The organism is Marinobacter alkalisoli, assembly GCF_045449795.1.
Lineage (GTDB): Bacteria > Pseudomonadota > Gammaproteobacteria > Pseudomonadales > Oleiphilaceae > Marinobacter.
This window is the reverse complement of record NZ_JBJJLB010000016.1, coordinates 660387-675702: the sequence shown is the minus strand read 5'-3', so window position 1 is coordinate 675702 and position 15316 is coordinate 660387. Positions and strand designations below refer to the sequence as shown.

General features: G+C 57.1%; 14 protein-coding genes and 1 tRNA gene. 14 read left to right on the top strand and 1 reads right to left on the bottom strand.

Going from position 1 to position 15316, the window contains the following annotated elements; genetic code table 11:
* Positions 1 to 3 precede the first annotated feature (3 nt).
* The 8 genes from flgK (at position 4) to secF (ending at position 9075) form a co-directional block, all read left to right on the top strand.
* A complete protein-coding gene (gene flgK / locus ACJO3M_RS07610) occupies positions 4 to 2034 on the top strand; it encodes a flagellar hook-associated protein FlgK (protein WP_407000771.1) in 2031 nt (676 codons plus the stop codon).
* A 15-nt stretch (positions 2035 to 2049) separates the two neighbouring features.
* Positions 2050 to 3279, top strand: a complete 1230-nt coding sequence (flgL, locus tag ACJO3M_RS07605; protein WP_407000770.1) for a flagellar hook-associated protein FlgL — start codon at positions 2050 to 2052, stop codon at positions 3277 to 3279.
* Positions 3280 to 3381: 102 nt separating this feature from the next.
* Positions 3382 to 3468, top strand: a tRNA-Leu gene (locus ACJO3M_RS07600).
* A 41-nt stretch (positions 3469 to 3509) separates the two neighbouring features.
* Positions 3510 to 4601, top strand: a complete 1092-nt coding sequence (gene queA / locus ACJO3M_RS07595) for a tRNA preQ1(34) S-adenosylmethionine ribosyltransferase-isomerase QueA (protein ID WP_407000769.1) — start codon at positions 3510 to 3512, stop codon at positions 4599 to 4601.
* A 14-nt stretch (positions 4602 to 4615) separates the two neighbouring features.
* A complete protein-coding gene (gene tgt, locus ACJO3M_RS07590; RefSeq protein WP_407000933.1) occupies positions 4616 to 5734 on the top strand; it encodes a tRNA guanosine(34) transglycosylase Tgt in 1119 nt (372 codons plus the stop codon).
* Between the two features lie 63 nt (positions 5735 to 5797).
* Entirely contained in the window at positions 5798 to 6160 is a 363-nt protein-coding gene (yajC, locus tag ACJO3M_RS07585) for a preprotein translocase subunit YajC (RefSeq protein ID WP_407000768.1), read from the top strand.
* A gap of 97 nt (positions 6161 to 6257) precedes the next feature.
* Positions 6258 to 8129 carry a protein translocase subunit SecD gene (gene secD / locus ACJO3M_RS07580; RefSeq protein ID WP_407000767.1) on the top strand — a complete coding sequence of 624 codons (1872 nt, stop codon included), beginning with the start codon at positions 6258 to 6260 and terminating at the stop codon, positions 8127 to 8129.
* Complete coding sequence (secF, locus tag ACJO3M_RS07575) at positions 8122 to 9075, top strand: protein translocase subunit SecF (protein WP_407000766.1); 954 nt, start codon at positions 8122 to 8124, stop codon at positions 9073 to 9075. Before secD ends, secF begins: the two co-directional genes overlap by 8 nt.
* Positions 9076 to 9266: 191 nt before the next feature.
* Here the strand turns inward: secF and ACJO3M_RS07570 are convergent, their stop codons facing one another.
* The gene (locus ACJO3M_RS07570; protein ID WP_407000765.1) at positions 9267 to 10067 is read right to left on the bottom strand and encodes an inositol monophosphatase family protein; all 801 of its coding nucleotides are present in this window, start codon (positions 10065 to 10067) and stop codon (positions 9267 to 9269) included.
* Positions 10068 to 10250: 183 nt separating this feature from the next.
* Between ACJO3M_RS07570 and trmJ the strand changes: the two genes are divergently transcribed.
* From trmJ to rlmN, 6 genes are all read left to right on the top strand, one after another.
* Positions 10251 to 11117 (top strand): tRNA (cytosine(32)/uridine(32)-2'-O)-methyltransferase TrmJ, encoded by an 867-nt coding sequence (gene trmJ / locus ACJO3M_RS07565; RefSeq protein ID WP_407000764.1) that lies wholly within the window; start codon positions 10251 to 10253, stop codon positions 11115 to 11117.
* A complete protein-coding gene (gene cysE, locus ACJO3M_RS07560) occupies positions 11110 to 11892 on the top strand; it encodes a serine O-acetyltransferase (RefSeq protein ID WP_407000763.1) in 783 nt (260 codons plus the stop codon). Before trmJ ends, cysE begins: the two co-directional genes overlap by 8 nt.
* A gap of 77 nt (positions 11893 to 11969) precedes the next feature.
* Positions 11970 to 12467 carry a Fe-S cluster assembly transcriptional regulator IscR gene (gene iscR / locus ACJO3M_RS07555; RefSeq protein ID WP_407000762.1) on the top strand — a complete coding sequence of 166 codons (498 nt, stop codon included), beginning with the start codon at positions 11970 to 11972 and terminating at the stop codon, positions 12465 to 12467.
* A 23-nt stretch (positions 12468 to 12490) separates the two neighbouring features.
* The gene (locus ACJO3M_RS07550) at positions 12491 to 13639 is read left to right on the top strand and encodes an IscS subfamily cysteine desulfurase (protein ID WP_407000761.1); all 1149 of its coding nucleotides are present in this window, start codon (positions 12491 to 12493) and stop codon (positions 13637 to 13639) included.
* A 69-nt stretch (positions 13640 to 13708) separates the two neighbouring features.
* A complete protein-coding gene (gene ndk / locus ACJO3M_RS07545) occupies positions 13709 to 14137 on the top strand; it encodes a nucleoside-diphosphate kinase (RefSeq protein ID WP_407000760.1) in 429 nt (142 codons plus the stop codon).
* A gap of 63 nt (positions 14138 to 14200) precedes the next feature.
* Positions 14201 to 15313, top strand: coding sequence for a dual-specificity RNA methyltransferase RlmN (gene rlmN / locus ACJO3M_RS07540; RefSeq protein WP_407000759.1), 1113 nt, complete (start codon positions 14201 to 14203; stop codon positions 15311 to 15313).
* The last annotated feature ends 3 nt before the right edge of the window (positions 15314 to 15316 follow it).

Here is a 15316-nt window from a genome sequence, read left to right as displayed (position 1 = left end):
GTTATGGCGGGACTGATCAATATTGGTCTGACGGGCATCCTTGGCCATCAGGCGGCGCTGAACACCACGGGCAATAACATTACCAACGCCAACACGCCCGGTTACAGTCGCCAGGAAGTGCAGTTCGAGACCCAGCCGGGGCAGCGCACGGGCGCTGGAACCATTGGCAGTGGCGTCAGCATCTCGAATATCCGGCGGCTCGCCAATGAGTACCTGGTTCAGCAGGTTCGCGAAGACACCACCCTCAACGGTGAGCAGCAAGCGTTGAACGCCGAGTTGTCGCGTCTCGATAACCTCCTCGGCGGAGAGACAACCGGGCTCAGCGATACCCTGAACAACTTCTTCGCGAGCCTGCAAAATGCGGCGGAAGATCCCGCCTCACTGCCGCAACGCCAGCTGGTGCTGAGTGAGGCGCAACAGTTGGTTAACCGCTTCCAGGCCCTGAACCAGGAGTTCATCCAGCAGCGGGAGTCGGTAAAGACGCAGATGCAGCAAGGGGTGAAAGACGCCAACACCCTGTTGCAAAGCATTGCCGAGCTGAATCTGGCCATTTCTGAATCTCCCGGGCTGGCCGAGGGCAAGATGCCCAATGAACTCCTGGACAAGCGGGATGAAGCGCTCAGGGAATTATCGGATCTTGTGGGCATCAAGGTGACGCAGGCTGAGGGCAGTCAGGTGAACGTATCCCTGAACAACGGCCTCGCTCTGGTTGTGGGCAGCAACGCTGCCGAGTTCGGCACCCGTGAGAGTGTTGAGGATCCGACATCGCTGGAGTTTACCCTCAGGAACGGCGGAAGAACCCTGGCAGTGGATGAACAGATCAATGGCGGTAAGCTTGGTGGTTTACGACGGTTCGAAGCGGAGGCGCTGAAGCCTGCCTTCGACGAACTCGGGCGCGTTGCCATTGCGCTCTCCGATACCATGAATCATCAGCATGAAATCGGGCTGGATCTGGAAGGCGAGCTGGGAGGGCAGTTCTTTACCGACATTAACAACATTGCGGCCCAGCGCGGCCGGGTGGTTGCCAATGCCAACAACCAGGCCCCCAACGATGCCCAACTGGCGGTGGAGATTACTGATAGCTCAGTACTGGAATCGGGTAGCTGGTCTCTTCAGTTCAGTGGCGATGGCCGCAGCTATGAACTGATTGACAGTGCGACCGGTAAAACGGTGAACCAGGGCCGGTTGCCGGACCCGGCTAATTCCGAGATTTCCATGCCCGGATTCAATATCCGTATTGAGGGCGGCACCTTTAATGCCGGGGATAAGTACCTGATTCAGCCGACCCGGAACGCTGCAGCCAATATCGGCCTGGAAGTGGAGCGGGAAGAGGATCTGGCGTTTGCCAGCCCGGTCCGTGCAGAGTCGGACCTGGGCAACAGCGGGACTGCCCAGATCAACCAGGGCAAAATGCTGGATGTCCGCAACCCGTTTACCAATGCCCTGTTGCCGGGCTTCCGGACCGAGGGCGAGCTGACAAACGGCCCGTTGGAAGTCCAGTTTGATGACGATGGCGCCGGGAACCTGGTGTTCAGCGTGTTCGACAACAACGGCGATGCGATCATTGCCGATAAGCCCTATCAGGACGGGATTTCCAACAAGCTGTTCAGTGAAGACCCCAGTGACGGCGCGGAGTACCAGGGCTTTCAGTTTGAGATTTCAGGGAATCCGGAGGTGGGTGACGTTTTCACCATCGGTTTCAACGAGAACGGCGTGTCCGATAACCGCAATGCCGAGTTCCTGGCGGCACTGGGAACGGCCAATACCATGAACAATGGCACCCAGAACTTTACCGAAGGCTATGCCGGAGTAGTGGAGGCGGTTGGCGTAAAAACCCGTCAGAGCCAGTTGGACAAGGATGCCAGCCAGACTTTGCTGGAACAGTCCACCAATCAGCGGGAATCGGTATCGGGCGTCAACCTTGATGAGGAAGCCGGAAAGCTCATCCAGTATCAGGCAGCCTATAACGCCTCGGCCCAGGTCATGAGTGTGGCTCAGGATTTGTTTACGACACTGTTGCAGAGTTTCCGGTAACAGGGGGGAGGTGACATGATCAGAATTTCATCGCAACAGGTATTTTCGGGGGGCATCAATCGCCTCCAGGAGCTCAACGTTGGCCTGAACAAAACCTCTGAGCAGGTGTCCACCGGCAAGCGTGTTAACCGTCCTTCTGATGACCCCGTGGCCGCTGCGCGCATTCTCAAGCTCAATCAGGAGCTGGCTCGTGTGGAAACCTATCAGCGCAATGCCACGCTGGCGGACAATCGCCTTAAGCAGGAAGAAAACGCCCTCGAGAGCTCCATCGATGTCATCCAGCGAGTGAGGGAGCTGACGGTGCAGGCCGGTAACGGCTCGTTGAGCCAGAACGACCGTCAGTCCATAGCGTCGGAGTTGAAGGAGCGTCTGGGGCAGCTGGCCAACATCACAAACACCAAGGATGCCTCTGGCGAGTATATTTTCAGTGGCTTTCAGGGGGATCAGGAGGCGTTCACAAAGAACGTGTCCGGTGACTGGGTCTATCGTGGTGATGAAGGCCAGCGTGTGCTGGAAATTGATGACGGGGTGACCGTCCCGATCAGCGACCACGGCAAGGGGATCTTTGTCGATGTGGCGGCGGCAGAACCCACCTTCTTTGCTGAGGCTTCGTCCACCAACGAATCCGGGGCGCGGATCAGCTCCGGCATGGTGGCGGATCGCGATGCGTTTGACCTGGTGTATCCGGATGATATTTCCGTCTCGGTTGTTGATGACGGTGCGGGTGGACTGGAAGTACAAGCCTTCAACCGGCGTACCGACGCTCCACTGGCCGTTACGCCTCCGGCGTACGACAATGGCGGAAGCTTTGAGGTTGCCGGGGCCCGGGTAGAGATCTACGATGCCGCCGATGGCGACGAGTTCACCCTGAAAACAGCCCAGAAACAGTCCGTGTTCACTTCCGTTGAAAAGTTGATCTACGGCCTGGAAAACGTCGACAAGTCGGCTCCTGGTGGCCAGGACACCTATGATGACCTGATCGCCAATTCCCTGATCAATCTGGACAATGCCCAGGAAAGCATCATCAAGAAGCAGACCGAGCTGGGTGGGCGAATGAATGCGGTGGAATCCACCCAGTCGTTCCTTGAGGATTCTTCTGTATACAGCAATGAAATCCGCTCCCAGCTCCAGGACGTGGATTACGCGGAAGCGATCAGTAACCTGAGTTTCCAGAGCTTCGTACTGCAGGCCGCCCAGCAGTCGTTTGCCCAGGTTTCACAATTGTCACTGTTCGATCGTCTGTAAAAAAGCCCGCCGGAACCAGGGAGTTACTCAGATAATCCCAAAGTCCGGCACTTGTTATTGCTTTCAGATTCAACCTCAGTATAATCCCCAGCACTCTCCGATGGCGGCGTGGTGAAATTGGTAGACACGACGGATTCAAAATCCGTTGGGGTAAAACCCGTGGCGGTTCGAGTCCGCCCGCCGCTACCACTTACAAGCCGCACTATGCGGTGTCGTGAACAGTCCATCCAATGAACGTCTCCGATTTTCACTTTGATCTGCCGGATGAACTTATCGCCCGGTATCCGCTCAAAGAGCGAAGTGCGTCCCGGTTGCTCAGCCTTGATGGCTTGTCCGGCGAAACCAGGCATCTTCGTTTCACCGATTTGCCAGACTTGCTCCAGCCGGGTGACCTGCTGGTGTTCAACGATACGCGAGTGATTCCCGCACGCCTGTTTGGCCAGAAAGAAACTGGCGGTCAGGTGGAAGTGTTGGTTGAGCGTGTGCTCGGGGAGCGCGAGATCCTGGCTCACGTAAGGGCCTCCAAGGCGCTGAAGGAAGGCCAGAAAGTACTGCTGGAAGACGGTACGGCGTTACGGATGACCGGTCGGGATGAGGCTCTGTTTCATCTGTTCTGTGACAGCGACGAAGCCATTCTGGACGTGCTCGACCGCATTGGGCACATGCCATTGCCTCCCTATGTGGATCGCCCCGATGAGTCCTCGGACCGTGAGCGTTACCAGACCGTGTACGCACGGGAAGCGGGAGCTGTGGCGGCGCCAACGGCCGGCCTGCATTTCGATGAGCCGTTGCTGGCAACACTGAAAGAGCGGGGCGTGGATGTGGCCTGGGTGACCCTTCATGTAGGGGCAGGTACCTTCCAGCCCGTACGGGTGGAGCGAATCGAAGACCATATCATGCACAGCGAAGTGGCCCATGTTCCGGAGGCAACTGTCGATGCGGTGAAACGTACCCGCGCCCGCGGTGGCCGGGTGGTTGCTGTGGGGACCACGTCCGTGCGCTCGCTGGAATCCGCCACCCGTGGCGGTGTACTGCGGCCTTTCCGTGGTGAAACCGATATCTTCATTCATCCTGGTTATCGTTTCCAGGCGGTTGATGCCATGGTTACCAACTTCCATTTGCCGGAGTCCACGCTGATTATGCTGGTCAGCGCGTTTGCCGGGTATAACAATGTGATGTCTGCCTACGCCGACGCGGTACGGGAGAAGTACCGCTTCTTCAGCTATGGCGATGCCATGTTTATAACGGGCCAGGAGCCCAGCCTGGGTATGTTGAAAGGGCATGCCGGGGAAACCAGTCAGGAAAGCGGAGTGAAATCGTGAGCCAGTCCTGCTTCATGTCGTTTGAAAAACTCGGTGAAGACGGCCGTGCCCGCCGGGGCCGACTGACATTCCCGCGCGGAACCGTGGAGACGCCGGCGTTCATGCCGGTGGGAACCTACGGTACCGTCAAGGGAATGTTGCCACGGGATATCAAGGAGATCGGAGCCGAGATTATTCTGGGTAATACCTTTCACCTGATGCACAGGCCAGGTACCGAGGTGGTTAAAGCCCATGGAGATCTCCATGATTTCACCCAGTGGCACGGCCCGATCCTGACCGATTCCGGCGGGTTCCAGGTCTTCAGTCTGGGTGAAATGCGCAAGATTACCGAAGAGGGCGTGACCTTCCGCTCGCCGGTGGATGGTTCACCGGTCAAGCTCAGCCCCGAGATTGCCATGCAGGTTCAGCGTGACCTGGGCTCGGATATCGTCATGATCTTCGACGAGTGCACGCCTTACCCCGCCACGGAAAAAGAGGCGAGGGAGTCCATGGAAATGTCACTGCGCTGGGCTGAGCGGAGCAAACAGGCCCACGAGGGCAATCCGGCGGCGCTGTTTGGCATTGTTCAGGGCGGTATGTACGAATCCCTGCGGGATCGTTCCCTGGACGGGCTGACGGGCATTGGTTTTGACGGCTATGCCATCGGCGGCCTGTCGGTAGGCGAGCCCAAAGAGGATATGATTCGCATCCTGGATTACTTGCCGCCGCGTATGCCGGAGGACAAACCCCGCTATCTGATGGGGGTGGGGCGCCCGGAAGACATTGTTGAGGCTGTTCGTCGCGGTGTGGACATGTTTGACTGTGTCATGCCGACCCGGAACGCCCGTAATGGCTACCTGTTTACCTCCACCGGGATCGTGAAAATCCGTAACGCGAAAAACCGTCACGATACCGGTCCTCTGGACGAGCGGTGTGACTGTTACACCTGCCAGAATTTTTCGAGAAGTTATCTGCATCATCTCGATAAGTGTGGAGAAATGCTCGGATCCCAGCTGAACACAATCCACAACCTGCGGTTCTACCAGAACCTGATGGCTGGATTGCGTGGCGCAATTGAAGCAGGTACATTGTCGGACTTTATCAGCGACTTCTACGCCCGCCGGGGTGAGACTGTTCCGCCGCTGGCGGACTGACGACCCTCATTAAAGCAGGCCGAATTTACTTTGAACAATTATCTGAAACAACGGAGACATTGAATGAAATCGATCAAGCTGCTTATCGCCGCACTCATTGCCGTTATGCCTTCACTGGCGTTGGCACAGGATCCCGGCGCCCAGGGTATGGGAGTTATGGGGCAGGTTATCTTTTTTGCCGGCTTCATCCTGATTTTCTACTTCCTGATCTGGCGTCCGCAGTCCAAGCGTGCGAAAGAGCACAAGGCGCTGATGTCAGGCCTGAACAAGGGTGATGAAGTGGTTACCTCCGGCGGCGTTGCTGGCCGTATCACCAAGGTAACTGATGATTTCCTCGTCGTTGAAGTAGCTGACAACGTTGAAATCAAGGTTCAGAAAGTCGCGGTTGCCGCTGCTTTGCCCAAAGGTACCCTGAAAGACATCTGAACCGGCGCTTCGCCAGACTGAATTAGGGAGCCTCTGAGCACTCCTAAGCCAAGCTGACATTTCAGAGCCGGCCCCTGGGCCGGCTAAAAGGGAACCCATGCTTAACAAGTACCCGCTCTGGAAAAACCTGATTATCCTGATCGCCCTGGTGATCGGTTTTATCTACGCATTACCCAACCTGTTTCCTGATGATCACGCCGTTCAGATTACCGGTGCAAGGAGCAGTACCGAAGTCAATCAGAGCACGCTTGACCGTGCTGTTGATGCACTGGAATCCGAAGGCATTGAGATCAAAGGCAGCGATCTTCAGGATCGCAACGGGTTAATCCGGGTACTCAACGGGGATGACCAGCTCAAGGCGCGTCCGGTGGTACAGAATGCCCTTGGCGATGATTACCTGGTTGCGCTGAACATGGCGCCGTCCACCCCGGACTGGTTGCGCAGCCTGGGGGCTGGCCCGATGAAGCTCGGCCTGGACCTTCGCGGTGGCGTTCACTTCCTGCTGGAAGTGGATATGGAAACCGCGGTTGAGCAGCGCCTTGAAGCCTTGTCTGGACAGATCAAGGGTGATCTCCGGGAAGAGCGTATTCGTTACCGTGGTGGCGACCTTGATGATCGGGAAATCGTCCTGAGCTTCCGTGACGAATCGTCCCGCACTGAAGCATTTGCGCTGATTCGTGATCAGTACAACCAGTTCCTGCTGGACGAACAGACGGAAGGCGGTGAATTCCGGATCGTTCTGTCCCTGTCCGAGCAGGAAGTGAAGTCGATTCAGGACTATGCACTGGAGCAGAACCTGACGACCATCCGTAACCGTGTGAACGAGTTAGGTGTGGCCGAGCCTCTGGTGCAGCGCCAGGGCGCTGATCGCATCATTGTTGAGCTGCCCGGGGTTCAGGATACGGCACAGGCCAAGCGTGTTCTCGGGGCAACCGCCAACCTCGAATTCCGCCTGGAAGCAAGGCCGGATGCGCCGCGCTCAGAAACCGAAACCTTCGGGTTCCGGGATGAACCGCAACGCAGCGCCCGGCTGGAACGGGACATCATCGTCACTGGCGAAAACGTTTCCAATGCACAGCAGGCCTTCGATGAGAATGGTCAGCCCCAGGTCAACATCACCATGGATTCGGTGGGCGGTGACCTGATGAACCGCGCCACCCGCAATGCAATCCAGCGTCGCATGGCGGTACTGTTCATTGAATACCGCACCGAGACCGAACAGAAGGTGGTCGACGGTGAAATCCAGACCGAAGAAAACCGCGTTGTTGAAAGGGGCATCATCAGTCTGGCGACGATCCAGTCCGCCCTGGGCAGCAGTTTCCGGATCACCGGTCTGGATTCCATTCCCGAGGCATCGGAGCTGGCCCTATTACTGCGTGCGGGCTCCCTTGCCGCGCCGATGTATTTTGTCCAGGAACGGACCATCGGCCCCAGCCTTGGTCAGAAGAATATCGATGCCGGCATGATGTCGGTCGCTCTGGGCTTTGCCCTGGTGCTGATCTACATGGCGATCTATTACCGCGGATTTGGCCTGATCGCCAATGTGGCGCTGACGCTGAACCTGATGATGCTGATTGCCTGCATGTCCATCCTCTCGGCCACACTGACCCTGCCGGGTATCGCCGGTATCGTGCTGACGGTTGGCATGGCGGTTGACGCCAATGTGCTGATCTTCGAACGAATACGGGAAGAGCTGAAAACCGGTGTGCCGCCGCAATCCGCGATCAATGCCGGCTACTCGCGGGCGTTTGTCTCGATTGTCGATGCCAACATCACCACGTTGCTGGTGGCCGTTATCCTGTTCGCCATGGGTTCCGGCCCGGTGAAAGGGTTCGCGGTGACTCTGTCCCTGGGCATTCTCACGTCGATGTTCTCGGGGCTTATGGTTAGCCGCAGCATCGTGAATTTCGTATACGGTGGTCGCAAGATTCAGAAGCTGTCGATCGGGGGGAAGCTGGCTAATGTCTGATACACAGAAGCAGCCAATTGATTTCATGGGGATACGGAAGCTTGCCTCCGTATTCTCCATTGCACTGATTATTATCTCCGTCGCTTTGCTGGCCGCCCGCGGACTGAACCTGGGGATGGACTTCACCGGTGGCACGTCGGTGGAGCTGGAATATCAGCAAGCGCCGGTGTTGTCCGATATCCGGGGTGAGTTGGAGCAGGCCGGGTACAGCAACTTTGTGGTGCAGAACTTTGGCTCCGACACCACGGTGCTGATCCGCATGCGGGAATCCGGCAACGATGAGCTGGCACGGCAAGTAATGGAAGCGCTGACCAGCGGTGGCGCCGAGCTGGAGCTGGTGAGTTCCGAGTTCGTGGGCTCCCAGGTTGGTGAGGAACTGAAGGAAGACAGCGGCCTGGGGCTGTTGATTGCCTTGGCTGTGGTGCTGATCTACGTCGGCATGCGCTTCCAATTCAAGTTTGGGATCGCCTCCGTGCTGCCTCTGGCACACGATGTGATCATAGTGCTGGGGGTATTTGCCCTGTTCCAGTGGACGTTTGACCTGTCGGTGCTGGCTGCGTTGCTGGCGGTGATTGGTTACTCGCTGAACGATACCATTGTGGTAGCGGACCGTATCCGGGAAAACTTCCGCAAACTGAGGGAAGGGGATTCCTGGTTTATTATTAACGAGTCCATTCACCAGACCATCAGCCGTACCATCAATACGTCCGGTACCACGTTGGTGGTGTTGCTGGCCCTGTACTTTTTTGGTGGCGAAGCCATCAATAACTTTGCCATCGCGCTGATGATTGGCGTTGTGGTCGGTACCTATTCCTCGATTTACGTGTCTGCCAACATGCTGATGGCGTTGAACGTATCCCGCGAGGATCTGATGGTGCCGGCGAAGGAAGGTCTTGTCAGTGAAGAAGAGGAAGAGCAGCCGCCGGAGTGGCTCAACCGTATGTAACGGCCTGTCGGATTACGGCTTTGCCTAATCCGACCTACGATGGGGGTGGCAGGATCTGGTAGGTTGGATTAGGCCCGAAGGGCCGTAATCCAACAAGAGGCAGCCAGCCAACGCCAAAGGCACCTCCCACAAAAAAGCCGCAGCCCTTACGGGTTGCGGCTTTTTCGTTGAAACTGAAGCTCTGCCGGAGATTAGCGGGGCAGGCGTCCACGAAATGGGTGGAGAACTTTCAGCACTTCCCGGAACAGCTTGGGGTTGGCGACAACCAGTTGGCGGGCGTTGCCGGTGGACGGGTTGCCGGAGAAGTCGCCGGTGAGGGCGCCGGACTCCATGGCGAGGGTGACGCCGATGTCGAGATCCGCCGCTTCAGGCTTGAAGATAATGGCTGCATCCAGGTAACCGGCGGACACGCGTGCAATGTCCAGGGCCACGCACCCGGAAGTGCGGAATATGCCGGATTCCCTGGCGATGACGGAGGCCATTTCACCCCAGAGCAGGGGGTCATCACCTGCGCGCGCCTGGTCCAGCAGGTTGCTGCTAATGGCAGACTGCTGGGTATGTTTGATCTCGCTCGTGCGGACGCGACGGCTGTTCAGTGCGGCGCCGTGGCCCCGGCTGGCAGAGTACTCTTCGCCGGTGATCGGGTTGACCAGCAGCAGGTTTTCCGCCCGGTTGTTCTTCTTCTGGATCAGCGCCAGGGCGAAGTCCGGAATGCCGCGCAGGAAATTGTCACGGCCAAGGAGCGGGAAAATGTGCCAGCTCTTGTCGCTGCCATTGGCGTCGGATTCGCCCATGGGTGCAATGGTGTGGTCTTTATAGGCTTTTTCGAGCTGTTCCGTGAAATTGTCGTAGATGGACGTTTCAACACGGTCCAGTTGGCCCAGGCGGTCGGATTCGTCCTTGCCGTTGGGTTCCTGGCGCTCGAAATGTGCTTTCAGATAGTCAGACCCCTGACGCGCTACGCGCAGGGCCATTTTAATTGCTGGTTGCATCTGAGTGTTCATTATCCGGGTGTGTGAAGGTCGCGTATGATAGCAAAAGAAAGGGCTGCTTGTATGTTTTTTGCCTCAGCAATGTCACGGATCACGCTCTGTTTCGGGATGTTCGGAGAGGCAAGGTCGGGTAGGAATCTGCTATGATTATCGCCCCTAAATCATTGACAGAGACTATGGCCCATGCATAAACCGGCGCTTCCCCTGGAAGGCACTGATACGTTTCAGGACCAGATCCGCATTGTCCTGGTGGAAACTTCCCATTCGGGGAATATCGGGGCAGTGGCGCGTGCCATGAAAAATATGGGGCTGGGTAATCTGTGTCTGGTTAATCCGGCATCGTTTCCCGACGAGACATCTTACGCCCGATCATCCGGCGCATCGGATGTGCTGGATAATGCCATGGTGGTGTCTTCACTGGACGAGGCGATATCCGATTGTGTGCTGGTGATGGGCACCAGTGCCAGGGGACGCAAGGTGCCCTGGCCGGTCATTGCTCCGCCTGACGCGGCGGTCAAGGCTGCGGAGCATACGTCCGCCGGGCCGGTGGCCCTGGTATTTGGTCGCGAGAATCACGGGCTCAGCAACGATGAGTTGCAGCGTTGTCACTACCATATTCATATTCCCTCCAATCCGGAATACAGCTCTCTGAACCTGGCCATGGCCGTTCAGGTTGTCTGCTATGAAATGCGCATGCATTACCTGCGTGGACTTGAAGGAGGCGAGGGCAGCCCATACCTTAAACCCATGACCGCTCCCGGTGACGCGGGCTGGGATGTCCCTCCCGCACCGGTGAATGATGTAGAGGGCTTTTTCGGGCATCTGGAGCAGGTGCTTGTGGATATTGATTTCCATCGCCGGGAAAATCCGCGTCAGTTGATGACCCGTTTGCGCCGCCTGTTCCAGAGAGCAAGAATGGATCAGATGGAAATCAATATCCTCAGGGGGGTTCTGACAGCGGTGCAGAAATCTTCGGCAGCCAAAGAGTCCCCTGAGATGACTTCTGGGGGCGATAAAGCCGCCACTGGGCAGGAAGAAGATCATGTTTGAACGATTAAGGGAAGATATTGCCAGCGTGTTCCACCGCGATCCCGCTGCCAGAAATACTTTCGAGGTGCTGACCAATTATCCGGGCTTGCATGCTTTGCTGTTGCACCGGTTTTGCCATTGGTTATGGAATTTGGGTCTGAAATGGCTGGCTCGCACCATCTCTACCATTGCTCGCTGGCTGACCGGTATTGAAATACACCCGGGAGCGACCATTGGCCGCCGCTTTTTTATCGATCACGGCATGGGCGTGGTAATCGGCGAAACGACCATTATCGGTGACGACGTCACCCTGTATCAGGGTGTGACCCTGGGCGGAACCAGCTGGAATAAGGGCAAGCGTCACCCCACCATTGGTAACGGCGTGGTGGTGGGCGCTGGCGCCAAGATTCTGGGGCCATTCGAAGTCGGGGAAGGGGCCAAGGTAGGTTCCAATTCCGTGGTTACCAAGGCCGTTCCGGCCGGAGCGACCGTGGTCGGCATTCCTGGCCGGGTTATTGTGAAGCGTAAGCCTGCCGAAGAAGATAACGATGTGCGCCGCAAGGAGATGGAAGAGCGCATGGGCTTCGATGCCTATGGCGTGACTGAAGAAATGCCGGACCCCGTGGCGCGGGCAGTGCGCAGTCTGCTGGATCACATGCATGTCGTGGATGACCGTATTGAGAACATGTGCAAGGCGCTTAAGAAGGTGAACAGCGAGTACCAGAATGGTGAGTTGCCGCCACTGCAGGACGAGGATTTTGACTGTGTCCGGGACGACCAGCCCCAGGATAAGTGAATACTTGACTGTTTTGGTAGGTCAATTCATACTCGGCGCTGTGAATTCTGATTCATTCCCTTGTCGGGGCTGAGACTATGAAACTGACCACCAAAGGCCGCTATGCCGTTACGGCGATGCTGGATCTGGCTCTTCATGGGGGTCAGGGGCCGGTCAGTCTTGCGGACATTTCAGCCCGGCAGGAAATCTCCCTCTCCTATCTGGAGCAGCTGTTTTCCCGTCTGCGCAGGCACCAGTTGGTGGTCAGCATCCGTGGTCCGGGTGGCGGCTACCGCCTGAGCCGTGATGCCGCTTCTGTATTCATCGCCGAAGTGGTGGATGCGGTCAATGAATCCCTGGATACCACGCGCTGTGGTAACAAGGGTGACTGCCAGAATGGCGAAAAATGCCTGACTCACCACCTGTGGTCGGATCTGAGTGATCAGATCCATCAGTTTCTCAGTGAGATCAGTCTTGCCGATCTGATGAAAAAGCGGGAAATCCAGATGGTGGCGGACCGACAGGATCGCCGCCAGTCGGATGCTGACTCCCAGACGATCAACACCGAGCGCCTGACTGAACAGACGCCGGCCTGAACCAAGTAACTCTCGATACCATTATGAAAAAGCCCGTCTATCTGGATTACGCGGCGACGACGCCCGTTGATCCCCTTGTTGCTGAAGAAATGGTCAGGTACCTGACCCTGGATGGCGTCTTCGGAAATCCGGCGTCACGCTCACACGCCTATGGCTGGCAGGCAGAAGCGGCAGTCGAGAGCGCGCGCAAGAATGTGGCGGGCCTGATCCACGCCGACCCGAGGGAGATTGTGTGGACTTCCGGGGCGACCGAATCCGACAATTTGGCTATCAAGGGGGCGGTGGCCGGGAAATCCGGCGCCCATGTGATCACCTCGATGATTGAGCACAAGGCCGTCCTCGACACCTGCAAATGGCTTGAGAGTCAGGGGGTGGATGTGACGTGGCTGAAGCCGCAACCGGATGGTCGCATTGCGCCGGACCAGGTGGAGGAAGCCCTCAGGCCCGAGACGGTGCTGGTCAGTCTGATGATGGTGAACAATGAACTTGGCTGCATCACCGATATCGGCGCCATCGGTGGCCTTTTGCGTGAGCGGGGCGTTTTGTTTCACGTGGATGCTGCTCAGGCGGCCGGAAAGATGCCGGTGGATGTAACGGCGACGCCGGTGGATCTTTTGTCGCTGTCCGGTCATAAGGTCTACGGTCCGAAAGGTGTGGGTGCCCTGTACGTCCGCCGTTCGCCGGATGTGAAAATCGAGGCTCAGATTCATGGCGGCGGCCATGAAAGGGGGATGCGTTCCGGTACCTTGCCGACCCATCAGATTGTTGGGATGGGCAGCGCGTTTGCCCGGGCGCAAGAGTTGCTTGATGACGATATGGCCCAGCTGGAAGCGTTGCGTACCCGGTTTCTGGATGGCCTGTCTTCGCTGGATGGGGTGTCATTTAACGGCAGCGCTGAGGCAAGGGTGCCGGGCATTATCAATCTATCGTTCGCCGGCGTTGACGCAGAATCCCTGATGCTGGGCTTGCGGGAACTGGCGGTTTCGTCCGGCTCGGCCTGTGCATCGGCGACCATCGAGCCGTCGTTTGTGCTCCGTGGTATCGGTCTTGGCGATGAGGAGGCCCACCGGGCCCTGCGATTCTCACTCGGACGGTTTACCTCCGAAGAGGAGGTGGACTTTGCGACGTCACAAATCATTGAAGTTGTTGGGCGTCTCCGCTCCGTGCGGTAGGCAGTAGCCTCCGGACTGCGTATAATCCCAACCCTGAATTTTTAACCTGAACCATACTGGAGAAATGACATGGCAAACGAGCGCACGCTCTCGATTATCAAGCCCGACGCAGTTGCAAAGAATGTGATCGGTGAAATCTACACCCGTTTTGAGAAAGCCGGTCTCAACATCGTTGCCGCCAAAATGATGCACCTGACCCAGGAGCAGGCGGAAGGCTTCTACGCCGAGCACAAAGAACGTCCTTTCTTCAACGATCTGGTTGCTTTCATGACTTCCGGTCCGGTTGTGGTTCAGGTTCTGGAAGGCGAAGGCTCCATCCTGAAGAATCGTGACCTGATGGGCGCGACCAACCCGAAAGAAGCTGAAGCCGGCACTATCCGCGCCGATTTCGCGTCTTCTATCGACGCTAATGCCGTACACGGTTCCGACTCTGCCGCTTCCGCAGAGCGTGAGATCGCGTACTTTTTCAATGACAGTGAAATCTGCCCGCGCGGTTGATTTTGCTGCCGAAGCGGGAGACGTTCTCCCGCTTCGGATTGGTTATTTGATCGAGGTTATGAAATGACAGCGGCCGCTGAGAAAACCAACCTGCTGGGGATGCCGAAAGCCAAGATGGAGGCTTTCTTTGAGACCCTGGGAGAGAAGCGTTTCCGCGCCACCCAGGTGTTGCAGTGGATTCACCAGCGTGGCGCTGATGACTTCGATCAAATGACCAATATGAGCAAGGTCCTGCGGGAAAAGCTCAAGGAAGTCGCCGAAATTCGCGGGCCTGAGGTGGTTTACGACGAAACCTCCAAAGACGGTACCCGCAAATGGGTCATGCGCATGGACAACGGCAACAGCGTTGAAACGGTGCTGATTCCCGATGGCGAGCGTGGCACTCTGTGCGTCTCTTCCCAGATTGGTTGCAGCCTGGACTGTACCTTTTGCTCGACTGGCAAGCGTGGCTTCAACCGCAATCTGACGGCTGCCGAAATCATCGGCCAGGTATGGGTGGCCCGGAAAGCATTCATGCCGTTCGAGCCGGGTCCGGATCGCCCCATCACCAACGTGGTGATGATGGGCATGGGGGAGCCTCTGCTGAACTTCGACAACGTTGTTGACGCCATGAACCTGATGATGGAAGACCTGGCTTACGGCATATCAAAGCGTCGGGTGACCGTCAGCACCTCCGGTGTGGTGCCTGCCCTTGATCGTCTTGGCGAAGTTACAGATGTTTCACTGGCCATTTCGCTCCATGCCCCTAATGATGAGCTGCGTAACCAATTGGTGCCATTGAATAAAAAGTACCCGATCGCGGAATTGCTGGCAGCGACAAAGCGGTACTTGGCCCGGTTACCTGACAAGCGCAAAGCCACCATCGAGTACACGGTGATCGAAGGAGTGAATGATCAGCCTGAGCACGCCCGTGAACTTGCGAAGATTCTTCGCGGTCTGCCCTGCAAGATTAACCTCATTCCTTTCAATCCGTTTCCGGAGAGTGACTTCCGTCGCCCGAAAATCTCGGCGACCCGACGCTTTCAGAACATCCTGAACGAGGCGGGCTATATCTCGACCGTGCGTACCACCCGGGGAGATGATATTGACGCTGCGTGCGGGCAGCTTGTGGGGCAGGTTGAAGACCGCACCAAACGCAGTCAGCGGTACATTGCGGTTCAACAGGTCAATCCCTGAGTC